The 24,597-nt window shown below is 67.9% G+C and carries 22 protein-coding genes and 3 pseudogenes; 7 read left to right on the top strand and 18 right to left on the bottom strand.

Annotated features, from left to right (window positions below; translation table 11 throughout):
- The first annotated feature begins 500 nt into the window (after window positions 1–500).
- Together HNR40_RS08865 and HNR40_RS53510 are read left to right on the top strand one after the other, a co-directional pair.
- A complete protein-coding gene (locus tag HNR40_RS08865; protein ID WP_184959775.1) occupies window positions 501–1,649 on the top strand; it encodes a DUF8189 domain-containing protein in 1,149 nt (382 codons plus the stop codon).
- A gap of 141 nt (window positions 1,650–1,790) precedes the next feature.
- A pseudogene (locus HNR40_RS53510) lies at window positions 1,791–2,522 on the top strand (RCC1 domain-containing protein); the annotation flags it as partial.
- Window positions 2,523–2,700: 178 nt separating this feature from the next.
- On the opposite strand, the gene fxsT reads toward HNR40_RS53510, so the two are convergent.
- Complete coding sequence (gene fxsT, locus HNR40_RS08855; RefSeq protein WP_184959774.1) at window positions 2,701–4,722, bottom strand: FxSxx-COOH system tetratricopeptide repeat protein; 2,022 nt, start codon at window positions 4,720–4,722, stop codon at window positions 2,701–2,703.
- A 427-nt stretch (window positions 4,723–5,149) separates the two neighbouring features.
- Here fxsT and HNR40_RS08850 point away from each other — a divergent pair, with 427 nt between their 5' ends.
- Entirely contained in the window at window positions 5,150–5,482 is a 333-nt protein-coding gene (locus tag HNR40_RS08850; protein WP_184959773.1) for an integrase core domain-containing protein, read from the top strand.
- A gap of 666 nt (window positions 5,483–6,148) precedes the next feature.
- Here HNR40_RS08850 and HNR40_RS08845 read toward each other — a convergent pair.
- A complete protein-coding gene (locus HNR40_RS08845; protein WP_246508867.1) occupies window positions 6,149–6,772 on the bottom strand; it encodes a CatA-like O-acetyltransferase in 624 nt (207 codons plus the stop codon).
- Window positions 6,773–7,063: 291 nt separating this feature from the next.
- Window positions 7,064–7,198, bottom strand: a pseudogene (locus tag HNR40_RS58110) (IS30 family transposase); the annotation flags it as partial.
- Between the two features lie 394 nt (window positions 7,199–7,592).
- On the opposite strand from HNR40_RS58110, the gene HNR40_RS08840 reads away from it, so the two are divergent.
- Both HNR40_RS08840 and HNR40_RS08835 read left to right on the top strand, forming a co-directional pair.
- On the top strand, window positions 7,593–7,838 hold the full coding sequence (locus tag HNR40_RS08840) for a hypothetical protein (protein ID WP_184959771.1): 246 nt from the start codon (window positions 7,593–7,595) through the stop codon (window positions 7,836–7,838).
- A gap of 72 nt (window positions 7,839–7,910) precedes the next feature.
- Complete coding sequence (locus HNR40_RS08835) at window positions 7,911–8,111, top strand: transposase (protein ID WP_184959770.1); 201 nt, start codon at window positions 7,911–7,913, stop codon at window positions 8,109–8,111.
- On the opposite strand, the gene HNR40_RS08830 is transcribed toward HNR40_RS08835, so the two are convergent.
- From HNR40_RS08830 to HNR40_RS08805, 6 genes and pseudogenes are all read right to left on the bottom strand, one after another.
- Window positions 8,076–9,074 carry an IS110 family RNA-guided transposase gene (locus HNR40_RS08830; RefSeq protein ID WP_221340178.1) on the bottom strand — a complete coding sequence of 333 codons (999 nt, stop codon included), beginning with the start codon at window positions 9,072–9,074 and terminating at the stop codon, window positions 8,076–8,078. The genes HNR40_RS08835 and HNR40_RS08830 overlap by 36 nt on opposite strands.
- 208 nt (window positions 9,075–9,282) lie before the next feature.
- Window positions 9,283–9,570 (bottom strand): annotated as a pseudogene (locus HNR40_RS08825) (transposase); the annotation flags it as partial.
- A gap of 103 nt (window positions 9,571–9,673) precedes the next feature.
- The gene (locus HNR40_RS08820; RefSeq protein WP_184959768.1) at window positions 9,674–10,552 is read right to left on the bottom strand and encodes an aldo/keto reductase; all 879 of its coding nucleotides are present in this window, start codon (window positions 10,550–10,552) and stop codon (window positions 9,674–9,676) included.
- 910 nt (window positions 10,553–11,462) lie between these two features.
- A complete protein-coding gene (locus tag HNR40_RS08815) occupies window positions 11,463–12,422 on the bottom strand; it encodes an NAD(P)H-quinone oxidoreductase (protein ID WP_184959767.1) in 960 nt (319 codons plus the stop codon).
- Window positions 12,423–12,820: 398 nt separating this feature from the next.
- Window positions 12,821–13,030, bottom strand: coding sequence for a type 1 glutamine amidotransferase family protein (locus tag HNR40_RS57095; RefSeq protein WP_312896250.1), 210 nt, complete (start codon window positions 13,028–13,030; stop codon window positions 12,821–12,823).
- Between the two features lie 538 nt (window positions 13,031–13,568).
- Window positions 13,569–14,171, bottom strand: a complete 603-nt coding sequence (locus HNR40_RS08805) for a TetR/AcrR family transcriptional regulator (protein WP_184959766.1) — start codon at window positions 14,169–14,171, stop codon at window positions 13,569–13,571.
- A 95-nt stretch (window positions 14,172–14,266) separates the two neighbouring features.
- On the opposite strand from HNR40_RS08805, the gene HNR40_RS08800 reads away from it, so the two are divergent.
- A complete protein-coding gene (locus HNR40_RS08800) occupies window positions 14,267–15,535 on the top strand; it encodes an NADH:flavin oxidoreductase/NADH oxidase family protein (RefSeq protein ID WP_246508778.1) in 1,269 nt (422 codons plus the stop codon).
- Between the two features lie 276 nt (window positions 15,536–15,811).
- Here HNR40_RS08800 and HNR40_RS08795 read toward each other — a convergent pair whose 3' ends face one another.
- The 3 genes from HNR40_RS08795 to HNR40_RS08785 all read right to left on the bottom strand — a co-directional run bounded on the left by HNR40_RS08795 (window position 15,812) and on the right by HNR40_RS08785 (window position 18,167).
- A complete protein-coding gene (locus tag HNR40_RS08795; protein ID WP_184959765.1) occupies window positions 15,812–16,780 on the bottom strand; it encodes a quinone oxidoreductase family protein in 969 nt (322 codons plus the stop codon).
- Window positions 16,781–16,997: 217 nt separating this feature from the next.
- A complete protein-coding gene (locus tag HNR40_RS08790; protein ID WP_184959764.1) occupies window positions 16,998–17,201 on the bottom strand; it encodes a hypothetical protein in 204 nt (67 codons plus the stop codon).
- Window positions 17,202–17,606: 405 nt separating this feature from the next.
- Entirely contained in the window at window positions 17,607–18,167 is a 561-nt protein-coding gene (locus tag HNR40_RS08785; protein WP_376773461.1) for an aldehyde dehydrogenase family protein, read from the bottom strand.
- A gap of 219 nt (window positions 18,168–18,386) precedes the next feature.
- Between HNR40_RS08785 and HNR40_RS57090 the strand changes: the two genes are divergently transcribed.
- Window positions 18,387–19,487: an integrase core domain-containing protein gene (locus HNR40_RS57090; RefSeq protein WP_184959763.1), complete on the top strand. Its 1,101-nt coding sequence runs from the start codon at window positions 18,387–18,389 to the stop codon at window positions 19,485–19,487.
- Window positions 19,488–19,614: 127 nt separating this feature from the next.
- Here the strand turns inward: HNR40_RS57090 and HNR40_RS08775 are convergent, their stop codons facing one another.
- The 6 genes from HNR40_RS08775 to HNR40_RS08750 all read right to left on the bottom strand — a co-directional run bounded on the left by HNR40_RS08775 (window position 19,615) and on the right by HNR40_RS08750 (window position 24,242).
- Complete coding sequence (locus HNR40_RS08775) at window positions 19,615–19,782, bottom strand: hypothetical protein (RefSeq protein ID WP_184959762.1); 168 nt, start codon at window positions 19,780–19,782, stop codon at window positions 19,615–19,617.
- Window positions 19,783–19,786: 4 nt separating this feature from the next.
- Window positions 19,787–21,745 (bottom strand): hypothetical protein, encoded by a 1,959-nt coding sequence (locus HNR40_RS08770; protein ID WP_184959761.1) that lies wholly within the window; start codon window positions 21,743–21,745, stop codon window positions 19,787–19,789.
- Between the two features lie 1,320 nt (window positions 21,746–23,065).
- Complete coding sequence (locus tag HNR40_RS08765; protein WP_184959760.1) at window positions 23,066–23,254, bottom strand: hypothetical protein; 189 nt, start codon at window positions 23,252–23,254, stop codon at window positions 23,066–23,068.
- 85 nt (window positions 23,255–23,339) lie between these two features.
- A complete protein-coding gene (locus HNR40_RS08760) occupies window positions 23,340–23,510 on the bottom strand; it encodes a hypothetical protein (RefSeq protein WP_184959758.1) in 171 nt (56 codons plus the stop codon).
- Window positions 23,511–23,580: 70 nt separating this feature from the next.
- Window positions 23,581–23,790 carry a hypothetical protein gene (locus HNR40_RS08755; RefSeq protein ID WP_184959756.1) on the bottom strand — a complete coding sequence of 70 codons (210 nt, stop codon included), beginning with the start codon at window positions 23,788–23,790 and terminating at the stop codon, window positions 23,581–23,583.
- 68 nt (window positions 23,791–23,858) lie between these two features.
- Entirely contained in the window at window positions 23,859–24,242 is a 384-nt protein-coding gene (locus HNR40_RS08750) for an ATP-binding protein (RefSeq protein WP_512699311.1), read from the bottom strand.
- Window positions 24,243–24,597: the final 355 nt, after the last annotated feature.

Here is a 24,597-nt window from a genome sequence, read left to right as displayed (position 1 = left end):
TGCGGCGTCTACCGCACCTGCGACCAGGCCATCTACGTGATCGTGAGCTACGGGCGCAGGAAAGGGAGTGACTGGGAAATGGTGGGAGTAGCTGAGAAAATCAGACTGTTCACTCTCTTTGACCTACGACGATCCAGGTCAAGATGCGAATGATCCACCTTTGCCAGGGTTCCGCCAAGATCTTTGTAGTTACTGACTCTTCTCCGCCGTCAAGGCGTTGCAGCAGGCTTCGCCGGCGACGCTGGCCGCGCTGCTTGCCGGTGTTCAGATCCCACACCTGCCGCCATGACCGAGTCGGGCAGCGGCTCATCGATCACGCGTTGTACGCCGCGAAGCGCCCATGACGTCGGTGACGCCAACGATGCCAGCGATGTCCGGCGGTACCCGTGATGCCCGGCGCGCCCCGGCGAGCGGGTAATTTCCGCGGCGCCGATGATCCGCGCACCGGCATGAGGCGAATGGTGGTCATCCCGTTCCCACGAAGAAAGGGACCGACCCCTATGAAACGTCCACGTCGGCTACGCGGCTCCATTGCGGCGGCCATCCTCGCCGCCGCCACGATGGCCGCGAGTCTGCTGGGCTCGGCCGCACCCGCCTCGGCGGCGCAGCCGCCTCTTCCCTACGCACCCGACCTGCCCAACCTCGGCACTCCGCAGATCGCCTATGACGTGTCCTTCATGTCCGCGGCGAAGGGCGTCGCCGTCCGTGGCGCCGACGGCTCCCTGCTGTACGGCGTCCGGTCGGGCAACGGCTTCGCACCCCTGCAATCGCTCGGCGGGACGATCGTCGGCGACCCGTCCGTCGTCGTCACGCCCAACGGCACGCAGTTCTTCGTCCGTGGCACCGACGACCAGGTCTACACCACCACGATCACCCCGGCCGGCGCCATCACCGGCTTCTCCCACGTGCCCGGTCTCACGGTGACCGGCGACATCGAGTCGATCGTGGCCAGAGGCGAATCCTCCACCAACATCAGGATCTTCGCCCGCGGCACCGACGGCGCGGTGTGGACCAACGTCCTGCGCGGAGGCGCCTGGACCGGCTGGAGCAGCCTGGGCGGCTTCGCCACCAGCGAGATCACCACCGGCCGCGTCTTCATCCCCTCCAACCAGATCAGGGTCTACGTCCGGGGCGCCGACCATCGCGTCTACCTCAACCTGGTGACGCCCACCGGCGCCAGCGGCTTCCAGCCGCTCGGTGACCTGCGCGTCACCAGCAACATCGCGCTCGCCGACGACATGTTCTTCAACGGGACGGAGATCTTCGCCCGCGGTGAGGACAACGGGCTGTGGACCCTGCTGACGACCAACGGCGGCTGGCGGCCACTGGGCGGCTTCCTCACCAGCGACCCTGCGGTCAGCTCCCAGGCCAACCTCACCGCCGTCTACACCCGTGGCAGCGACAACGCCCTTTCCATCAACAAGCGCATCAGCTCCGTCGGCTTCCTCGGCTTCACCAGGATCGATGGTCAGGTGAGCAGTAACCCCACGGCTCTCAGCGCCGGCGGCTTCGAGGGCCAGCAGGCCCAGATCCTGCTGGCCCGCGAGCCCGGGGGCGCCCTGGCCAGGAACTTCGCGGGCCCAGGTGCCAACGGGCTGCTCGGCTCCTTCACCGGCTACGTCCCGGTCCCGGGACCGGCCATCGACTGACAACCCACGCCAGCCCGACAAGTCCGCTCCCGCACCGGCTCCCACGAGCCGCCCTTCGGTAACGATCGGCCCCTGCTGGCCGACGCTTCTTAGACCGCCCCCGGCCTCGTTGCGGACACCGTCTCCAACGAGGCCGGCAACAATCACAGCATGGCATTGCGCAGCGATGGCACCGTGTGGACCTGGGGCTTCAACTGCTGCGGCCAGATCGGCGACGGCACTACCAGTAACAGGATCATCGCCTTCCGCGTGCCTGGGCTGACCGGCATCACCAAGATCAGCGCCGGAGGGGACATGAGCGCGGCCGTCCGCAACGACGGCACCGTCTGGACCTGGGGACGCAATCTGGGAGGCGAACTCGGAGACGGCACCACCACCAACAGGACCAGCCCGGTCCAGGTGTCCGGGCCGAGCGGCGCGATCGAGGTGGCGGCCGGCTCTGGTTCCCACACCGGAGCGATCACCGCCCCGGACGCGACGCCCGACTTCACGATCGACACCCCCTACCACCCCACCACTATCCGCCTCATCCCGTCCTTCAACACCAGCGCGCTGGTGACCACCCATGCGCGGTACGGCTCCAACCAGCTCATCAACCTCACCGCGAGCATCAACCCGCCCACACCCGGCATCGCCATCACCTTCAACTCGCCCGCCGTCATCGCGGGCGCCGCCTCGACGGTGACCATGCAGGTCGACGAAAGCGTCCCGGCCGGCACCTACACCATCACCTTCACCGGAACAGCCGGCGGCACCGTCCACAGCACCAGCTTCCCGCTCACCCTCACCAGAACCCACAACCCCGGAGGAGATCCGGCGCCGGAACCCGAGCCGGAAGACCCTCCGTGCAATCCCAGGCTGGGCTGCCCGTAGACCTCAGCCGGGCGCCGGATGACCCGGTTTCCTGGTCGCCCAGGACGTCAGGCCATCGCGGCCAGGGAGGAGGTGCTGGTTGTCAGTGGGAATGTCTGCTATCCAGTGGGGCTCTCCGGGGTCAACTCGGCCATCCGTGATCAATCTCCTAACCCGGCGGTGGCGTCTGCGGCCCTCTTTACCTATCCCAGTGGGCGAGGTCGCTGCGCGTGGTCAGAGTGTCCGGATGGTCGGGGCCCAGCGCCCGCTCGCGGTCGGCCAGCAGCTCGGCGAGCATCTCGCGGGCCGCTGCGACCACCCCCGCCTCGCCCGTCCATCGGGCCAGGTTGTTGCGGGTGGTCAGGGTGTGGGGGTGGTCGGGGCCGAGCACCCGCTCGCGGTCGGCCAGCAGTTCGGCGAACATCTCGAGCGCCGCCACTACATCCCCCGCTTTGCCTGTGCAGTGGGCGAGGCTGTTGCGGGTGGCCAGGGTGTCGGGGTGGTCGGGGCCCAGCACCCGTACACGGTGCGGCAGAAGCGCGAAATGGTGGTTGCGGGCCGTGACCGGGTTGCCCGCCCGCTCGGTCCAGTAGGCGAGGCCGTTGCGTGCGGTCAGAGTGTGCGGGTGGTCAGGACCGAGCAGCCGCGCGGTGGCGTGCAGCACTTCGGCGTACATCTCGCGGGCCGGCGCGACGTTCCCCGCCAGCGCTGTCCAGTGGGCGAGGTAACTGCGGGCAGCCAGAGTGTGAGGGTGTTCAGGGCCGTGCGCGTCGAGGACGTGCGCGTGGATCTGCTGCTGGATGTTCGCCACGGTGGCATAGTCGCCGCTGGCGTCGAGGTAGTCCAGGAACTCATCCCACGCCGGAGACGCGGGTGCCATTACGGCTTGAGCGTGCGGCAGCAGGCGGCGGTAGAGCGCCCGGGCGTGCAACGCGCCGGGTTGTCCGGGCAGAGCCGCGGAAATCAGCTCGGCGGCCTTGCCGCGTGCCTGGTTACGGTGGTCGTCGTCGAGCTGGTGCCAGATGACGCACTGCACCAGCCGATGCGTGCTCACCGTCTCCTGCTCCGCCTGGCAGGCCCCGCCGCCGATAGCGGAGGCGTCGTGGTGGGTGGTGACGGTGATGAGGCTGTAGGAGGCCAGTAGCGCGAGCGCTTCGTTGACCGCTTGCTCGTCATCGTCGGCTCCGGCCAGCACCAGGCAGGGCAGATGGTCGGGCGCATAGCAGGCCAGCAGGTTCAGCAGCCGTCCTGCCAGCGGGTCGAGCTGGGTGACGCGGGCCCGGCTGAGCTCCCACGCCTTGGCCACCACCCGTTCGGCGTCGCCGCCCGCGGGCGCGGCCGCGTACATCCGGGCCGGCGTCTGCTTCAGCAGCCGCAAGTAGTCGGCCAGGGTGCAGCGTGGGGTGCGGGCGATGTAGGCGCCGGCCTGGGTGAGGGCGAGCGGCAGGTCGCCCAGCTCGGCGGCGAGCTCGTCCAGCACGGCGGCGTCGGCGGCGTCGGGCGGGCCGATCAAGTCGCCCAGCAGCCGGATCGACGCCGACCGGGTCAGGGTGTCCAGCCGCAGCGGGGCAATGCCCAGCTGCCGCCAGCCGACGTCACGCCGGGTGGTGATCAGCACATGACCGCTCGTCAACCTGGCCAGGTACGGCTCGACGTGCGCGGGCTCTTCGACGTTGTCGAACACCACCAGCCAGCCGGTACGGCCGGCCAGCCAGGTGATCGCCCAGGCGGCGGCCTCCTCGATCGAGGCCTGCCCGGCCGCCACCGATTCGCTGCCCGCCACCAGCGCCCGCGCCAAGGCGGCCAACCCGGCCTGGATCTGCGCCGGGCTGTCGGCATCGATCCACCACACCAGCGCATAGTCCAGGCGGTGGGCGAAGCCGTACTGCAACGCCAGCTCACTCTTGCCGATCCCGCCCAGCCCGACCACCGCCTGACTGATCACCCCCGCCCCGGCACCGGTCTCCAGCGTCGCGGCCAGCTGTTCCAGCGCGAGCTCGCGGCCGGCGAACCAGGCCGCCGGCCGCCGGGGCAACCCCAGCAACCCGCCCGGTGCCTGCACCCGCGCCGGTGACGGCAGCGGCGGACGACGCGGCGCGTGCACGTCACCGGTGACGATCGCGCCCAAGTTGTCCCGCACCGCGGCCGAGCGCGGCCCGCTCGCCTCAGCCCGCCACCCCGCGCGATCACCTGCCCGGCCGGGCTCGTCGTGTGCTGTCACGCCGCAACACTGACCAACCACGCCATCCCGAACAACCGACTCGGCCAAACCGGCCCCCGCCGGCCGCGTCCGAGAACTCCCCAAGATGTCCACGCGGTGTCCACGTGATGATGACGGATCCGTCCTCGCCACGATGACAGCTCCGCATCCGGGTCGCCCGGGGAATCAGCGTGCTCTGGTCAATGGCCGGAGGTGCGGCCACGGATGCAAAGATCGTGCACCGGGGGCGCGGGCCCGTCTCCAGCACTGCGGCGCCCGTAGCCCCCCGCCGAGACAGTGCGATGCCGGAGGCTACGCCGACGGTTCAAGGATCGGCTCTCACACGCAGACGGCGCGCAGGCCATCGAAGTGCGTGGAACCCTGATCCCCGAGGTCGCTGAACCGCTTCTGGGCCGCTTGGGACCGAGACGGGAAGTTCCCGGTCCTCATGGAAGAGATCCTCACCGACGTCGGCATCTACGTGGTGCTCACTGGTGTCCGCATGCCTCGCATGAACTCCGTCGTGGAGCGATGGGTGCAGTCGTGCCGACGCGAACTCCTGGACCGCTGCCTGATCTGGGACGAACACCACCTGCGGCACGCCCTCCGCGAGTACGAACACTTCTATAACCAGCACCGAGCCCACCAAGCCCTGGCCCAGGCGGCTCCGCTGCGCACCGTCCCGGATCCGATCACCGATCCAGAGCGAATCATCGATCTGAACATACGCCGAAGAGACCGACTCGGAGGAGTCCTCCACGAGTACTCATATGCCGCTTGAACTGCATGGATGGCGTTTTCGGCATGCGCAGAGTTCGAGACCTTCTATAACGAACACGGGCCTCATCGGGCTCTCCGACAGGCCGCCCCGCTTCACCCACTCATTGATCCCGGCATCGATCGCCTCATTGGATCTCCGCCGACGTGATCGACTCGAGGGTGTCCTGAAGGAATACCGACATGCAGCTTGACCTGGCCGGATGATTAATCGGCACCCGCAGCTGCAGAGGGCATCGCCACGGGCGGGCACACCGGGCGCTCCCTGATCCTGTGATCCTGGACCTGGTCTTGGCCCACCTACCGTCACCACGGTGCTACGGATGCTGCGCGAGCACGACCAGGCCGGCCAGGCCGCCGAGATGGCCGCCCCGGAAGCCACCGCCTGACTCTTCGGCACCTCGATCGCGTCGGCGAGGCCACGGATCCTTGCCGCAGCTGCGATCGACTCGGCCCGATTGGCACCGCGCCGCTGCCCGTGCCCGACGAACTGCCCAGGGCGCTGCGCGCTCGACCACTTCTCCAGCCGGTCACCGGCGAGACCTGCAAACGCCCAGCTCGCCACCGCAAAGGCACCAAACCCCGCCGCACCACATAACCGGGCAACACAGCCACCACCCGGAATGTCACGAACGCCGCGAACACGAAGGCCAGAACTTAAACGACAAGCTCAGAGCCAGCTGGTGTCCTGGACCAGGGTCTCTAGCTCGTTGATGAGGCGCGCCACGTGGAATCCGTCTGCCACGGCGTGATGTACCTGCGCCGCGACGGGAAGTCGCACACGGCCCTCTCGCTCGATGTAACGACCGAGCGTGAAGATCGGCGACAGGTGGTCCCAGTCATTGTCGATGTTGAGGTTGAATGCGGTGAAGGACGCCCACGGGACGCTGGAGATGTCGAAGGCGTTGGGGGGCCGGAACCCTTGCGGAACGAATTCGGTGGCCTGACTGTGCTTGACGAGCAGCGGGGCGGCGACATCGTGGAACGCGCCGAAATCGGGGTCGTATTCAGCGAACACGCCCGCGAAAGTCTCGAGTTCGGGGTTGAAGACCGTGAAGGCCGGGTGCACGACGGGCCATACTGCCGGGGCGCCCTCCTCGGTGAGGCACATCTTGAACTCATCGTGCCGGTTGACGATCGTGGCGAGCGCCCAGACCTGCGCGATGTACGACTTGCGCGGTGATTGCCGCAGCGCGGCGACGAACGCGGTGACGTCGATTTCGAAGGTCATTGAGTATGTGCAGGGAACGCGCCGGAAGTGGTGGAAGTGCTGTTGCCGCGGCCACGTGTCCATGTTGAGGGGTTCGGGGGCATGATCCATGTGATGGATCATGCCAGTGCTTTCTCGGCGCGGCTATGGGTTATGACGGGTTGGGATGATGCTTCACTTCATGCGCTAATTTGCGCCTGGTCTTGCCCTGGTTTGGTGGACGCCTGATCTCTGAGGAACCCTGGTTCCCGGAAGAAGGAGTTCACTGTGCCGAACAACTATCCGCCGGAGTTTCGCCGGCAGATGGTTGGTTTCTAGCGAGTGAGTTGGCCCCATCCACGGACGGCGGATTCGCATGATCATCGCAACACGCGATCATTCGACTGTTGCGACGAGCTTAGCGAACCGCTCGGCGGGCGCTTGCCAGTCGAGGGTCCTACGCGGGCGGTTGTTGAGTTCTACAGCGACGAGGGCGAGGTCTTCGGCGCTGTAGATCGACAGGCGCTGCCCCGGCGAGGGGCTACGGGCTCCGCCGTGCTGGAGGCGGGCCCGCACCCCGATGTACGAGCCTCGCATCCCGTAACCGCGCCACCGGCCATCATGTCGTGTCATACGCCGCACCACCGCGTCGCCGATGACACGACGCCCGAAGGGATTCTTCGTGGCCGTCCCTCAGCTTGTCGTTTAACTCCCGATCTTCGCGTATGGGGTGGGGCCCCTCATTTCGGACGGTTGCGGAGTGTGCTTTCTCAAGCACGGCGGCGGGGTTTGATGCCCTTCTTGTGATGGGCGGGATGTATTCATCCGTGCAGTTCATGGAGGTGATGCGCTCTCTTGTGCTCCCGTCGTGCGCCTCTCACGGCATGATGGCCGATCGTGTTAACTGCGCTTGGCCTACCTCACGATGACGACCACGTTCTCGCTCCTGCGATTGCTATCCACTAGCGATCGCGCCAAGGACATCGAGATCTTGGTGCTCCGGCATCAGCTGACGGTGCCGCAACGGACGGTGACCAAGCCCGTGTTCACTCGGGAAGATCGGTTTCTCCTCGCGGGGCTGCTGCATCGTCTGCCGATGGGCAGGTTGCGGCACCTCACGTTGCTGGTCCGCCCTGACACGATCCTGCGCTGGCATCGTGATCTGCTGTGACGCCGGCACGCCGCAGCAAGCGCTCATCGGCGGCGGGGACGCCCGCGCACCGTCGGATCCATCCGCGTCCTGGTGCTCCGGCTGGCCCGGGAGAACTCCTCGTGGGGCTACCGGCGTATCCACGGCGAACTGGCCGCGCTCGGCATCAAGGTCGCCGCCTGCACGGTCTGGGAGGTCCTCAAAGACCACGGCATCGGCCCCTCTCCAGAACGGGAGCACACCGCCTGGTCCGATTTCTTACGCAGTCAGGCCGATGCGCTGCTTGGCCTGTGACTTCTTCGAGGTCCCCACGCTGACTGGGGCGCGGCCATACGTCTTGGCGAGCTTGTCGATGTAGTCCTTGCCTGGTCCTATGCCACGGGCTTGGGTGACAGCGATCATGTGCAAGGCGCAGTTCATCCGCCGGTTGCCGCCGCGGTTGAGGCGAACTCGGCTGCTGTTGCCCGACCAGACGGGGATCGGGGCGGTGCCGGTAAAGCGTGCGAAGGCGGCCTTGGACCGGAAGCGGTCGACTCCGGCGCTCTCGCCGATGATGGTGGCGGCTCCCAGCACGCCGCATCCGGCGATCTCGAGCAGCTGTGGGGCCATGGCCTGCACAAGCTGCTTGAGCTGCTTTTCCAACTGGTTGATACGCACCGTCAACTCGCGGCAGCGCTCGAGCAACTCGCGGGCGAGCTGAGCGACCACTCCGGGCATTGCGGCCACGTGCTGCTCCACTTGGTCCTGGACGCAGCGACGGCGCAACCCTCGGGACGGGATCTGCAGCTCGGGGTCGAGCTCGTGCAGATGCCAGCGCAGCTTGCTGCAGACACGGGTGCGCTGGGTGACGAGGTCATCGCGGTAGTCGGCCAGCAGCTTGACCTCCCGTGATAGGCCATCCAGCCGAGCGACAGGCAGATCTGGTTCGCGCAGCGCAACGCGGGCAACGGCCAGGGCGTCGATCGGATCGGATTTGCCGCGCTCACGGCCCGCGCGACGCTGTCCGGCCATCAGCTGGGTGGTGACCCGGACGACCTGATAGCCGGCGGTGAGTAGGTCGGCTTCCAGCCGCCGGGTCACATGCCGGCAGTCTTCGATCGCGAACTTCACCTGCGGCCAGCGGGTGGACCAGGTCGCAGCCTCCATGTTCCCGTCCGGAGTCGCCCGAACGGTTCGCTCACCGAGCTTACGGCCGACCTCATCGACCGCGACCAGGGTGTGGGTGCGCTTGTGGGCATCGACGCCAATGACGATCAACTGTGCCTCCTAAGGCCGGTCTGACCAGGGGATTGGGTCCAGACCACCGGCGGGCACGCCTAAATCGAGCTGATCCGCACGCACCTATCAAGCCACGCCGGGCGGCCGGACCCCGACGGGCCGCACATCACGACAAGCCACCAGCAGGGCCGGGGCAGCAAAGAAAAGAGCGAACCCGTCGAGATGACTCAAAGAGTATTCACGCGAAGAAAGCCGACGCGGCCTTCAAGATCTCGTTAGCCCGCCGCAACTCGGCGTTCTCCCGGCGCAGCCGCTTCAACTCGGCCGACTCATCTGAGGTGCGGCCGGGCCGGCTGCCCTCGTCGATCTGGGCCTGGCGGACCCAGGTAGGCAGTGTCTCCGCGGTGCCGATACCGAGTTTGGTCGCCACCGCGTTGAGCGTGGCCCACTCGGTCGGGTAATCCGGCCGCACCTCGGCGACCATACGAACCGCTCGACGACGCAGCTCGGCGGGATAGGGAGACTTACCTGGCATGGACTCGATCCTCTCAAGAGATCAAGTCCCCACCGAACCCGGGACGATTCATGTTGTGCCATGCAATTTGGCCAGAGCGCAGGTCAGCGACGGTCCGAGCATCTCAGGGTTCGTCCGACCATTGGCGGGTGAGGTGAGCGACGTCCTCGTCGGTGAGCCGGACGCCTGTGGCGGCGAGGTTCTCCTCCAAGTGAGCCGTCCGTGAGGTGCCTGGGATCGGCAGCGTGACCGGCGACAGGGCCAGGAGCCAGGCCAGCGCGATCTGCGACGGCGAGGCTCCGTACCCCTTGGCCAGCTCCGCCAGTTCACCACCGGTCCCGGCCAGCGATCCGGCCTGCAGCGGGAAGTAGGGGATGAAGGCGAGCGACTCGCGCGCGCAGTATTCGAGCACGTCACGATGGCGCTGCCTGGTGAGGTTATAGATGTTCTGAACGCTGACCACCTCGGCCAGCACGCGGGCCTGCTCAATCTCGGCCACCTCGACCGCGGACAGCCCGATGTGCCGGATCTTGCCCTCCTTCTGCAGAGCCGCCAGTTCACCGAGCTGGTCGGCGAGGGGGACCTGAGGGTCGATCCGGTGAAGCTGGTACAGGTCGATGCGCTCAACCTTCAGCCTGTGCAGGCTCATCTCGACACACTGGCGTAGGTATTCCGGACGTCCCAACGGTGCCCACGCATTGGGGCCCTGGCGGGTGAAGCCGCCCTTGGTCGCGATAACCAGATCTTCCGGGTAAGGGTGCAGCGCCTCGGCGATGAGTTCCTCGCTCACGAACGGGCCGTAGGAGTCCGCCGTGTCGATCAGGTTCACCCCCAGCTCGACCGCCCGTCGCAGCACACGCAGCGCTTCTTCCCGGTCGGACGGCGGGCCCCAGACGCCGGGCCCAGTCAGCCGCATCGTGCCCAGCCCAAGCCGTGCGACGGGCAGATCCCCGCCCAAGAGATATGTGGACAATCCATCTCCTCGGTTGCTTGTTGATGTCATTGTGAGGCCGCCGCCCGCGGGGCGTCCACGAGGAGGCCAACCGTGAGCGGCTCAACGTCCCGTATCCGCGTTCTTGGCTGTGGCCCAGGTCGCGCTCGGGGCCCGGTTGGCTTGGCTGCGGTCACGTGCGGGAGGCACACCATGATCCGGCGGCTTTGATCAGAAGTTGAGTAACAAGGCACTCGGCTCCGTCAGTGCCGGCGTCTCTCGCCGAAAATGGCCACTTTCAATGGCGCGATCTGCGGGGCGGACTGTGCCAGCCAAGTGGCCAGTACAAGGCCAGTCCATGATCAATGGCCAGATCGGATGTCACCTGACACGGGTGCGCCGAACTTGTACGTGGTGATCCGCTCTTGGAAGTCGACGACGGTAGCGATCCGGCCGGTGCCTATATGCTGGTCAGCTCGTCCAGCAGGGCCTGGTGGGTGGCGTCCGCGATAGCGGCCGTCATCGCCGAGCCGGGCTTGGCGCCGCCGCCCATCACTCGACATGGCCGCCCCAGCTCGCTCGGCCATCAGCGCGGCCAACACCCTCGATCGTCGGTCTGGGCCTCCCAATCCAGCCGGTACAGCAGCAGGGGCGCGGCGATGCTGGGTATGTCCTGCGGCCCAGCCAGGCGGTCACGACCCCACCACCGCAGCGCGCACTGCGGTTCTGCGAACCCAGCCGGGGCTTCGCGATCTCCGCGCGGCTCTTTTTGATCTTGCTCTGGAATGGATCGTTTCTGAGAGCGGTCGACTGCAGTCATCGTCGGCTTGTGCGGGCCACCCCCGGCCAGCGCCGAGGTTGATGCCTTCCCGGCGGAAGTCTGGCTCATCTTTGGTGGCCGGTGGGTGCCGAGCGTTCCGTCTCGCTGCGTTGCCCCCCTCTCTTCGGCCTTCGCGCACGTCGGTGGTTGCCGTCTGGTGGCTCAGTCGTTGATCAGCACGATTTTGCCGAGGTGCTGGCCGGTCTCCATGAGTCGGTGCGCCTGGGCGGCGTCGGCCATGGGCAGGGTCTGGTCGATGACGAGTTGAACGGCTCCGTTCTCGATCATCGGCCAGACCTGGCTCCGCACTTCGGCGATGATGGCGGCCTTCTGCTGTGCGGATCGGGTCCGCAGGGTGGTGCCGTGCACGGAGATGCGTTTGAAGACCATCTCGGCCAGGTTGAGCTGAGCCTCCAGGCCGTTTTGCAGGCCGATGACGACCAGGCGTCCGTCGGCGGCCAGGGAGCGGATGTTGCGTTCGAGGTACTGACCGCCGATGACGTCGAGGATCACGTCATAGGGGCCGTACGCGGTGAAGTCCTGCGTACGATAGTCGATGGCCAGGTCGGCGCCCAGTTCTCGCGCCCGGGCGGCCTTCTCGGGGCTGCCCACGGTGGTGATGACACGGGCTTGGAGTGCCTTGGCGATCTGGATGGCCATGGTGCCGACGCCTCCGGCCCCACCGTGCACGAGGAAGCTCTCGCCCTCCTGCAGCCGCGCGGTTATGACGATGTTGGACCACACCGTGGCGACCGCTTCCGGCAGGGCCGCCGCCTCGACCAGGCTGATCCCCTTGGGCACGGTGAGCAGCTGCCCCGCGGGGACGGCGACCTTCTGCGCATAGCCGCCTCCGGTCAGCAGCGCGCAGACCTCGTCGCCCACCTGCCAGCCGGTGACGCCCTGGCCGACGGCGCTGATGCGGCCGGAGACCTCCAGCCCCGGATACGGCGAGGTGCCCGGCGGCAGCGGGTAGAGGCCCATGCGCTGCATGAGGTCGGCCCGGTTCAGGGCGCTGGCCGCCACGTCGATGACGACCTCGCCGTCGGCGGGCTGGGGGTCTTCGACCTCGGTCCACTCCAGGACCTCGGGGCCACCGGGTTCCCTGATCAATACAGCTTTCATGACACTCCGTTCCGATGCCGGATGATGGGCGCTCCCGGTTGAGGCAAGCACGGCCCGCCGTACCTGGGCGAACAGGCGCGAGGCCGGGGAAGACCAAGTCATGATCACGAATGGCGGGGGTCTGGCCCTGAAGCTGGCGTCGCCGGGAAGCGCAATGTATGCAGCGCTTACATTAGGTTGTTGAAGTATGCACTGTCAACATGGGGTGGCGGCGTCCGCCTTGCCGTCGGTCAGTCCGCGCGTGGGGTGAGTTGTTCGACGAGCTGAGTGGCGAGTCGTTCGGAGGACTGCGGGTTCTGGCCGGTGTGGAGATTGCGGTCGGAGACGACGAAGGGGCGCAGGGGCAAGGTCGCCTTGACGTAGTCGGCGCCGTTTTCGCGCAGACGGTCTTCGAGCAGCTACCTGGCGTCGCGGGCGAAGCGGTTGAGGCGCTCCTCGGTATTGGACAGCCCGGTCATGTGGTAGCCGGCGAAGGGCCAACTGCCGTCGGGACTCTTGGCCGCGAGCGTGGCGGCCGGTGCGTGGCACAGCAGCGCGAGGGGTTTGCCGGAGTTCAGGCGGCGGGTCAGGAGCGCGCCCGAGGTCTCGTCATGGGCGAGATCCTCCATCGGGCCGTGCCCGCCCGGGTAGAAGACGAGGTCGTAGTCCCTCTCGTCGACGTCGCAGAGCCGGCGGGGACGGCCGAGTTGTTCGCGGATGAGTCGAGGTAGCGGCTGATCGCCCGACGCTTTCAGGGCGTGCCGCCGGCGATGCCGAGGCTGAGTTTGTCGAGGGTGGGGGCCACCCCCTCGGGGGTGGCGATGGTGATGTCCCTTCGGCGGCACGGAAGATCCGGTGGGGTACTGCCACCTCCTCGGCCCAGTAGCCCGATGGGTGCACCCTCCCGTCACGCAGCGTCCAGCGATCCGCCGCCGAGACCACGAAAAGCACCTTGGTCATCGCCCCTGTCCTCTCATCCCGTCGCATGGGCCCGATGGGTTGTTCCGCCGATGGGCCGTACGGCATTGCGCCCTCCAGGCTGCGTGACCCCGATCGAGGGGATCGCGCGGACGTCGCCGGTGTCGGGCGTCATCTGCCACCCGTCGGCGGGGCGGCGGCGGTGCCGTGCGGCTGCCACGTCGCTGCCGGCCGGGCGCCGGTCGCGGGCTATGCGTCTGCCGCATGCGGCATCGCCGAGGAGGCGGTGAGCAGCGCGTGGACGGCGGCGTGGACCTGATGGGCGACCACGTCGGGGGTGGAAGAGTCGAGCTTGCCGTCGAGGTGCAGAAAAGCCAGGCCGTGGACCAGCGCCCACACCGGGGCCCAGAGCGCGTCGGGATCCGCGCCGGGGAACGCCTTGCCGACGATGCCGCGTACATATTCCGAGATGGCGGCGGTCGCCGCGACCCGCTCCTCGCTGTTCGGATCGCAGGGCTCGGCGAACATCGCCCGAAACAGCGCCGGATGATCGAGCGCGAAACGGACGTAGGCGAGCGCGACCGCGGCGAGGTCGTCGAGCGTCGTCGGTGAGGGATGCGCGGCGGCCAGGTGCCCGGCGAGTTCCCGGTAGCCCTGCGCGGCGACCGCGGAGACGAGGGCGTCGCGCTCGGGGAAGTGGCGGTAAGGGGCCGTCGGCGACACGCCGGCTCGCCGCGCCACCGCCCGCAGCGACAGCCCCGCGCTGCCGTCCTCCTCAAGCAGTTCCCGTGCGGCGCGCAGACAGGCGGCGCGTAGATCCCCGTGGTGGTACGAGGCACTGGATTGCGACACAGGACACACTCCCCGATGTTTGCAGCGCTTACATTTCACTAGATAATGTGTGCACTGCAAACATTACTTGATGGGGCTAGGAAAGGGGAACTCGGATGCCGATGACCAGCGAGCTGTTCTCGCCGTTGGCCCTGCGCTCCGGGCAGGTGCTGGGCAACAGGATCGCCAAGGCCGCCATGGAGGAGAACATGGCCGGCGACGGCCAGCTGCCCGACCGGCAGCTGATGGCCCTGTACCGCCGCTGGGCCGCCGGCGGCGCCGGACTGCTCATTACTGGCAACGTCATGGTCCACGCCGAGGCGCTGACCGGTCCCGCCGGTGTGGCGCTCGACCAGGCCGCGCCGCTGAAGCCGTTCACCGAATGGGCCAAGGCCGGCAAGGCCGGCGGCGCGGCGATGTGGATGCAGATCAACCACCCCGGCCGCCAGATCCAGGCCGACATGCCCGGCGTCGTGTGGGGCCCATCCGCCGTGGGCGTCGACCTGGGCCGGCACAGCAGCCGCTTCGGCCGCCCCGTCGCCATGACTCCCGGGCAGATCGAGGACACCGTGACCCGGTTCGCGGTCACGGCCCAACGCGCTGAACTGGCCGGGTTCGACGGTGTGGAGATCCACGCCGCGCACGGCTATCTGCTGTCGCAGTTCCTGTCACCCCTGGTCAACCAGCGCACCGACGCGTGGGCCGGGCCGCTGGAGAACCGGGCCCGGATGCTGCTTGACGTCGTCCGCGTCGTCCGCGCCGCCGTCTCACCCTCCTTCGCGGTCGCGGTGAAGCTCAACTCCGCCGACTTCCAGCGCGGCGGATTCGACACCGACGACGCACGACAGGTGATCGCGATGCTCCAGCCGCTCGGCGTCGACCTGGTCGAACTGTCGGGTGGCAGCTACGAGAGCCCGGCGATGACCGGCCGCCCCGCCGATGCGCACACCCAGGCCCGCGAGGCCTATTTCCTGGACCTGGCCACAGATCTGGTCACAACCAGCCCCCTCCCGCTGATGCTCACCGGCGGCATCACCCGGCGCGACACCGCCGAGAAGGTCCTCGACAGCGGCGTTGCGCTCATCGGGATGGGCACCGCCCTCGCCGTCACCCCGGACCTGCCTGACCGCTGGAGGCACCGCCACGAGGCTGAGCGGCAGCTGCGGCCGGTGACCTGGTCCGACAAGGCCCTCGCCTCGGCCGCCAGCATGGCCCAAGTCCGCTACCAGATGCGCCGCATCGCCCGCGGAAGCGACCCCAAGCCCGGCGCCCACCCCGCGTACGCCCTGCTTTCCGAGCAACGCCGGCAGCGGCAGGCGCTGCGCCGCTACCGCGCCTGGCTGCCCGCGTCACGGGGCACCGCCGCAGCGAGCCGGCCCGCGTAATCGGCCCTGAACTCGGCGGGTAGCAGGGACGCATTGCCGCGCCCCCGGCCCCCTCAGAACCGTCGCGAGAGCGGGGCCTGCACAGGCTGGTCAACAACGTCGGGGCCAGGTGGAGCGAGCCACGTAGATGGTGTTGACCGGACCGGGTGCCATGGGCGCTCATCTGACACCATCTTCACCACACCAAGGGAAGTGACGATGAACCGCTTGACCCGCTCGCGCCCGGCACGCGCCGAGGTGCGGCCCGCAGGCGGGGAGGTATGCGGCCCTACGGGGTCACGGCGTGATGACCACCCGGCCGAACGCCTTGCGGCTCTCGGCGTAAGCGTGGGCCGCCCCGGCGTCGGCCAGAGGACACGTGCTGTCGATTTCAACCCGGAGTCCGCCGTCGGCAACCCGGGCCAGTAGGTCGCCGATCAGCGCATGGACCCGGGCGTACTCGGCGAACAGGGAAGCGCCGAGATAGACGCCGCGCAACGACGCGTTCTGCGCCCACAGCGACTGGGCTTCGATGGACGATCCGGCACGCGCCGCCAACCCGACGCTGACCAGGGTCCCCCGGTAGGCGAGGGCGGAGACGCTGTCGATGAGGTTCCGGCCGCCGATCGAGTCGACGATGACATCCGCGCCCCGCGACGAGGTCAATTCCTTGACTTGCGCGACGAAACTGTCGGCCGTGTAGTCGATCCCGTGGTCCATTCCCAGGTGCTTCAGGCGTTCCAGCTTCCCGCGGCTGGAAGCGGTCGCGATCACGGTCGCGCCAGCCTGCTTGGCGAGCTGAATCACCGCCATGCCCAGGCCGCCGGCACCGGCGTGGATCAGCACGGTCTGCCCTGCTGTGAGACCGCCGGCCGTGAACAGGCACTCGTACGCGGTCCCGAACGCGACCGGCACGCACGCGGCGCGGGCCTCGTCCAGCCCTTCGGGGATCTTCCAGGTGAAGGCCGCGGGAGTGGCCCTCCTGGTGGCGTGCGAGCCGTCGAGCCCCAGCGCGACCACGCGGTCCCCGACACGGAGCCCGGTCACATCGGGGGCGGTCGCGCTGACGGTTCCAGCGCTCAGGTAGCCGACGACGTGCGGTACCTCCGACAGCGCGCCCTGGGCGCGGGCCAGCAGATCGCCGCCCTCAATGCTGATCGCGGCGGCGTCAACCACGACCGAGCCTGCAGGACAATCCGGATCGGGGACGTCCTCGTAGCGGAGTACCTCCGGACCGCCGTTCTCGCGGATCACAGCAGCTTTCATCAGTGGCTACCTTTCAGGTCCTTGGTCTCACGGATGGAGCGGGCCTGGTCGAGCCGGGTCTGAGAGCGGCGTGACGAAAGCCGCCGCGCCCGAGAGCCGGACAGCGGCGCCGACTCGCGCAAGGGGCCGGCCACCGACATCGGGGCATCCATCCGGCCGCCCTGCCGTGGCGGTGCATTCATCGCCGCCGCTCGACAGACGGCCGAGCGCGTGCCCGTCAGCCCGAGAAGCGTGATGGCTGGAGTGCGTCGTGCGCTTCGAAGCCGACAGGCGGGAGATCGGTCGGCTTCGGCGGTGCCGGCGATCGTCCGCCGGGCGCCAGCTTGCTGCCGACCCGGCCCTCTTCCAGCGCCCCCGCCACCCGATCGCGCGGCGTGAGCCCGGAATGCCGCGCCAGCGGCGCCAGCAGGTCGCCGGGCACGGGAATCCCGTTTCCGGTTCGTCGGACAGCACACAATGTATGCACCCCACACATTAAGGAAGCGTTGTGTGCAGTGTCAACATAGGCGAGGCCGATCGGGAGGATGACGCGCTCAAGGCCGCCGCCGGTCGCCGCTTCCAGCAATCTCAGCGTCAACGGGTGTCGGCAGGTTCCGGCAACACCCGCATCATCGCTCCGGGTCGATTGCCATGATGTTGGTGAGCTGATCGCCGGTCCCTCCACAAGGCGCGCATTCGCCGGGCCGCCTGCGTCGAGGGCCTGCCCGGCCCGGTGAGCCGATGCGGCACTGCCGCGCAGCGGTAGGCCGAGCCTCTGTGGTGACGGCCCGGCTCCGTGTTGACGACGTGGCTCGATCGGGACAGCAACCGGTCGGCCGTTGATTCCTCAGCGGACGCCGGTTGCCTTCAGGATCTTCAGCGCGCCGGTCAGGAGGGCGGCCCAGGTGTCGGGCGAGATGCGAGCCGGCGGGGTGAACCCCTGGACGCGCTGGTGGGCGACGGTTTGCGGCTCGGTGTACTTGAGGATTCCGTCGGCGCCGTGGCGGCGTCCGAGTCCTGAGTCGCCCTTGCCGCCCATCGGCGCGTCGATGCTGCCCCACGCGGCGGCGTAAGCCTCGTTGACGTTGACGGTGCCGGCGTGCACGCGGGCGGCCACGGCCCGCCCTCGGGCCCCGTTGCGGGACCAGACGCTGGCGTTGAGGCCGTACGGCGTGGCGTTGGCCCGCGCGATCGCCTCCTCGACGTCGTGGAAGGAGTAGACCGACACGACGGGGCCGAAGGTCTCGTGCGCGTGCAGCGTCATGTCGGGGGTGACGTCGAGGAGGATGGTCGGTTCGTAGAACAGCGGCCCCAGGTCCGGCCGCGCCTTGCCGCCCGCCAGAACGGTCGCCCCCTTGGCGACGGCGTCGTCGACGTGCGCGGTGACGGTGGCCAGTTGGGAGGCCATGGTGAGGCTGCCGACGTCGCGGCTGTAGTCGTATGGGCGCCTACCTTGAGGTTCTTGGTGCGCGCGACGAACGCGTCGACGAACTGGTCGTGGACGACCTCGGCCACATTGCGCCTGCCGATAATGCCGTCCGGCCAGGTCATGGCCGTGCGGAGCTCAGAATGGCAGGGCGTCTCCATTTGTCCGGGGAGGGAACTGGGTGCGGCATGATGATCGTTCGTGCTTCTTCGCCTGGCCTATCTGACCGTCACGAACGCGTTCGCCGCATTGCGGCTACTGTCGGTGAGCGATTGTGACAAGGACGCCGAGATTCTCGCCTTGCGTCATCAGGTCATGGTCCTGCAGCGGCAGCTCGGTGCCGATGTACGGGTGAGCTTCACCCCCGAAGACCGCCTCTTTCTGGCGGCGCTCTTGACCTCCCTGCCCCGAGCTGTCCTGCGCCGGTTGCGGCTTGTTGTCCGCCCGGACACCATCCTGCGCTGGCACCGCGAGATCGTGATGCAGCAGCATGCCCGGACCTGCCGGTCGAAACGTCGTGGGCGCCCGCCAACCGTCCGCTCCATCCGCCTGCTCATCCTGCGCCTGGTCCGCGAGAACCCGTCCTGGGGCTATCGGCGGGTCCACGGCGAGCTCACCACACTCGGCGTCAAAGCCGCCGCGTCCATCGTCTGGGAGATTCTCCGACAGGAAGGCATTGACCCAGCACCCGGACGAACAGCCACCACCTGGGCCGACTTCCTGCGATCGCAAGCCGACGCACTTCTGGCCTGCGACTTCATCGAGACCGTCACCTTGAGCGGACAGCGCCTCTACATCCTCGCAGTCATCGAGCACGCCACCCGGCGCATCCGCGTGCTCGGCACCACCACTCATCCCACCGCGGCTTGGGTGACCCAGGCGATCAGGAATCTCGTCATGGATCTGGAGGATGCGGGTTGCCGGGTCCGGTTCCTGATTCGCGACCGTGACGGCAAGTTCCCCGCTCTCATGGATGAGATCCTCGCCGAAGCCGGTATCCAGACCGTGCTCACCGGCATCCGGATGCCGCGGATGAACTCCATCATGGAGCGGTGGGTGCAGAGCTGCCGCCGCGAACTCCTGGACCGCTGCCTGCTCTGGAATGAACGCCACCTGCGCTACGCCCTGGGCGAGTATGAACGTTTCTACAACGAGCATCGCGCTCATCAAGCCCTCGACCAAGCCGCCCCGCTCCGCGCCGCACCCGACCCGATCACCAAACCGGCGCGCAACCTCGATCCGAACATCCGCCGACGCGATCGACTCGGCGGTATTCTCCACGCATACTCACACGCGGCTTGACCTGCACGGACACAATTTTCGGCAGGCGCAGTCTCCAAGGCGATTCGCCCGCCGCTGGGGGTAGGGGGCGGTCTGGCAGGAACGGGAGACGACCGTCTAGTGATCGTCTCCCGTTCGCGCGGTTGCTCTATCGTGAGCTGCGGGTGATGCGGCTGATGATGAGCGTGGTCGCGATGGCTATCACCGCGGCGATGCCGACCTCAAGTGGTCCGAAGCCTCCGCCGAGTTGGGTGAGGAGTAGCAAGATCACGAAGACGCCGATGCCGATCAGGGTTGCTTTGAAGGTTGGACGCATGGGCTCACGTTCCGCTGCTGAAGCTGACGGTGCCCTTGTTGTTGACCTTTACCCGGTTCCAGGGCATCCACGTACCGACACAACCATACTTGAGCAGGCAGTTCTCGATGGTCTTCTGAGAGTGCACCTCTCTGGTCGTACCCGAGACGTTGTAGGTCTTGATGAAGCCGCTCTTGGCTTCCTCCTTGAAGGTCGACAGGACGCTGCTGAAGAAGTGGGAGCGTTCGGGCACTGAGGTGACTCCGGACTTGGTGTAGCACCACTTGACCCGCGTGTGGTATTTCCAGCCGACCGTGCGGGTGACGGTGTGGTGGACCTGGTAGCGATTGGTGATCTTGCAGGTGGCCTTGACCTTCGCCTTGGCGGCCATGGTGCCTTCCAACTCGGGGAACTCCTCGACCGGTACTTCTTCTTCGGTCTCGGGTGAGTCCTCGAAGCCTTCCTCTACCTGTGAGGGGTCAAGAACCTTGCCGCCGATCACGGGGTAGCGCAGCAGGGTCTCACGGTTGTCCTGGCTGACTTCCCCGTTGGCGGCCTTGATGCTGTCGAGTGCCTGCCGGGCTTCGGCGGGGATGGCCGTGCCTTCCTCGCCAGTGCTCTTCACGAAGTAGCCGCGGCCGGTGATTTGCAGGTGGATGGTACCGGTGCTGTGGTTGGCGACGCTCACCCGGCCGCTGTCATCCGGCGCGATGGTCTCGAAGCCGACGTTGCTTTCGCCTGCGCTGAAGTACACCGTGGGGACCTTGGGGTCGTTCCTGCCCGGGCGGTAGACCGAGACGTATCCGTCGCCCATCGGCCCGCGTACATTGATGGACAGGGCAACGGCGACCAGGTTGTTACTCGGCTGGCCGGTGTAGGCGGCGGTGGAGATGGTGATGGAGCCACCTGCGGGGATGGGAGTCTGATCGCCGTTCACGCCGGTGCCCTCGAGGGTTTCCACGATCACCTGGGGGTGGGTCGGCATGAACCTGCCGGCTGTCGCGCTGTTGGCGAAGTCGAAGTAGCCGCGAACGGAGACCGACACGTGGACGGTGCCGCTTCCGTTGTTGCGGACGATAAAGGTACCGCTGGCCGCGCTCTGGGCGATGGTGAAGGCGGAGTTGGCCTCGCCGGCGATGTACGACAAGATCGGGTTGCCGCCGCCTGGCACGCCACTGTTGCGGAGGCTGATCGAGCCGCCGGCGGTCTGCTGAGAGGCGACGACGTTGAACGCCACGGCTGCCGCGGAGTTGGCGTCGGCGGGGATGCCGGCCCGGCCCAGCACTTGGAATGAGACTTCGCTGTTGGCGGGGATAGGCGTGGTACGCGCGGGTGTGCCTGTTCCGCTACGGGTGTCGTAGACGACAGCTGATTCGACAGGCACGTATCCGGTCTTGTCTCCTGCGCCGGCGGCGTCCTGGAAGTAGCCGTTGGTGCTGGCGGTGAGGTGGATCGGACCAGTGCCGTGGTTGACGATGGTGATGGTTCCGCTGTCGCTGACGCGGGTGAAGTCCGCGCCGGCGGTCGACTCCCCGGGAGCCCAGGTGAGAGAGGAGACATGAGGTGCGGACTCACCTGCCGGATAGGCCTCCAGCCAGCCGCCCGCCGCGGGGCTGTGCACGATGAACTTCAGCGACACCGCCGCGACGGACGAGGCCGGGATTCCCGCCTTGCCCGTGGTGCGGAAGGTGAGGCTGCCCTCGGCCGGGATCTGCGCCGAAGCGCCGGTGGGCGTGCCGGAGCCCGAGCGGGTATCCAGCAGGACTGTCTCCCACAGTTGCTTGAACTGGCCGTTACCGGCCGTCGCCGCCTGCGCGGGGACGTACTGCAGGCCGGGCCCGAGCGCCGCGACGATGGACAAGAGGGTCGTGCCGATGACGAGCCCGAGTTTTCTCAGGGACGCCAGGTGGAGCGTTGGATTCACGTACACACTTTCGCGATGCAGGCACAGGATAAATATGCCAAAAGTGATGAAATGCCACATAAGGGATAGATGTGACGTTGCGTCACTATAGTGGACTCCGGCCTCACGTCTCCCCTGGCCTGGCAGCAACACGCAACAGGGGAGGCAGTGCTACGGCTGCCGGACGTTTCGGTGGCGTCCAGGAGGGTGGGCGGCTCCAGTTGCTGTGTCGCGGGCCCGGATTCCCCCGCATGTGTGACGCTGCTGGAGCCGCCCGCCACAGTCTGGTGAGTCGGTGGCTGCACCAGACCATCAGCATTGGCCGACCGGGTTCCACACCGGTCAGCCAGGTGACTGCACTCCACCGGGCCAAAGCCCGAGCAGCCACCTCCCCTCCCCCGGCGAACACGGCTGCCAGCGCACAACCGCCCACCAGAGGGGTCCGGGTCCGGTAGCGGCACCCGCGATGACTGGAGCGTGCCGCTACCGGACGTTCATGACGTTCTCAAGGATGGGCGGCCCCCTTTGCCCCGCAGCCCCAAGAGTTGCCGCGCTCCGCACCAGCACAAGGGGGCGCCCACCAGATGACCGGGCGGAAGGGGAACCGCCCGGTCATCCCCGGAGGGTGACTGGCCGGACCTCCTCGGGTATCCGGTCCGCCACCCCAAGGGTGACCGCGTCCGCGGTTGCCTGAGGCGCTCGCGGTCACCCACTCTCGGGAGTGCTGCCGGGCGGGCCTGCACGTCCGCCCGGCCGCATCGCTCGCGAGAAGCCTTCCCATTTCCTTTGTGCACGTCTGGAGAAGGGGGCGGTCCCTCCCATCGCGGAGTCTGCGTTCGCGATGGTTCCCTCCCAGCTGAGAGACCGCCCCCTCAGGCGGCGATCTACGCGAGCGGGGGACCCACGCGAATCGCCGCACAAGCGGGTGGCTGACCGCCTTGCCGAGCCAGCCACCACAGGCGACCACGTGATCCCACACCACGCGGTCACCTCGGACTCGGACAGGCACCGGTCACGGTCGACCACCACCCGGCACCCATCCGAGAAGCCACTACGGGGAGCCCTCACCCGCCCCCGGCCCCCGGCCGGGATGCCACCGCCAGAAACACCCCGATCCGAAAAGGGTGCGGTGAGGGCGCTGCCACCCACGGCCCCCGCCCCACGCGGACGGATCACCGTAGTGACAGGGCTTGTGGCCGCCGTTCCCCGGCCGCTGACGGCGACGACAGGGCCGCGACACGGGAACGACAGCAACCGGCCCCGGTCGGCGTGGTCGCGTGCCGGTCAGACGGTGTCCGGGGCCGCTACCGCCAGCACCCGGCCCACACATTCGGCCGCCCGGTCCGGATGGGCGACCTCGACAATCGGCACTGCCCACGACCACCAGAACAACCACTCACCCTACCGCGGCGAAGCCGACACCACCTCGGCCAGGGAGGTGGCGTCGGGGTTGATCACCCGCAGGCGCGGCAGCCGCCCCGCATCGGTCAGCACCCGGGCGAGTAAGCCCCGCGCCTGCAACGCGTGCTGCAGGTCGGTCAGGTAGAGGGCGGCCTGGTCGGCTATCACCGAAGGAACAGGATCGGACATGGTCGACTCCGAGAACGGTCAGGAGAAGGGGGAAGGGGCAGGCAGCCGCGTACGGCGGCTGTAGCGGGGCGCGGGGATGACAGCTTCAGGCGGACGGCTGGTTCTGCTTGCGACGCCGCCACACGACGTAACCAGCCCACACCACCACCGCGACAACCCAGGCCACGATCAGTCCGAGCACGGTCAGCGCCACCGGACGGACCACCCCGGCCGGAGCCACCACGGAGAAGACCGCGAAAGCGGCGGTGAAGGCCACCAGCAGCCCGTTGATCAGATGACGACGGGATACGACGAACTCCAGTTCACGAAACGAAAGAAGGGCTGGGTCAGGGGCCGAACAGCGAACGGCTGTTGAGTGCCTTGCGACGCAGCCGCCAGCGGCGCCCGAGCACGACCCCTGCGAACAGGCTCGGCCCGCCGATGAGCACCGCCACCTTCACCGGCATCGGGGTACTGCCGGGCGCGGCGGTGATCCAGCCGACGAACCCGGCCGTGATGAGCACCGGGACGAGCATGAACAGGTGATGACGGCGCACGACGGTTCTCCGCCCTTTCTCGATCGGCCAGCACGAGTCTGGAGGTGAGGGGTTGCGAGGTCGGCTGGCTACACCGGGGCGAGAAACAGCTCCTCGATCTGGGCCGGGGTCGGGTCGAGGTTGAGGTGGCACCACACCACGCGCCCACCAGTGGACGGCAGCCGGAAGCTGCCCCACCGGTTGCGCGACAGCGCCTGCACGATCGCCAGCCCCCGGCCACGCTCGGCGCTCAGGCTCGGCGCCTGCAGCGGGATCGCGGACGGCTTGGAGCAGGACGAGCCGGGGTCGGTGACGCCCAGCCGCAGATAGTCGGCGCCCTGACACAGCTTGAGCGTGATCGAACACTGACCGCCTTCACCATCACCATCGCCCTCGTCGTTCCCGCAGGTGCGGCTGGTGTCGGCGTACCGCACGGAGTTGGTGACCAGCTCCGAGGCCGCCAGCACCGCGATCTCGAGCTGGATGGCCGGGCCCCAGCCACGCGCTGACAGCCTCCCGGGCCAGATACGGGGCCCGGTCGCTGCGCGCCAGGTGCAGGATGCCGACCGGCTGAAGTTGTTGGGTGGGTGGAAAGGAGTAGATCACCATCATCGCCTCGCTACCTCTCGAACATCAGCTGTGTCCTCCTCAAGGGATCGGCCAGCACCCCGAGCTGGCCGAGCCGTACCGGTCTTCGCACCCGCGCCTGACCGAGGCTCGGCTAGCTCCCAGTCCCGCACGGCATGCGGTCCCGAATCGCTGGCCCGAAGAATCCAGGAGATGTCCTGACTTCTGGGCCGGATTCCGGCCACCCATCGCGCCTTGGTC

Source organism: Nonomuraea endophytica (assembly GCF_014203235.1).
Lineage (GTDB): Bacteria > Actinomycetota > Actinomycetes > Streptosporangiales > Streptosporangiaceae > Nonomuraea > Nonomuraea endophytica.
Note: the sequence above shows the minus strand (reverse complement) of the source record. Positions and strands in the feature narration are given on the sequence as shown.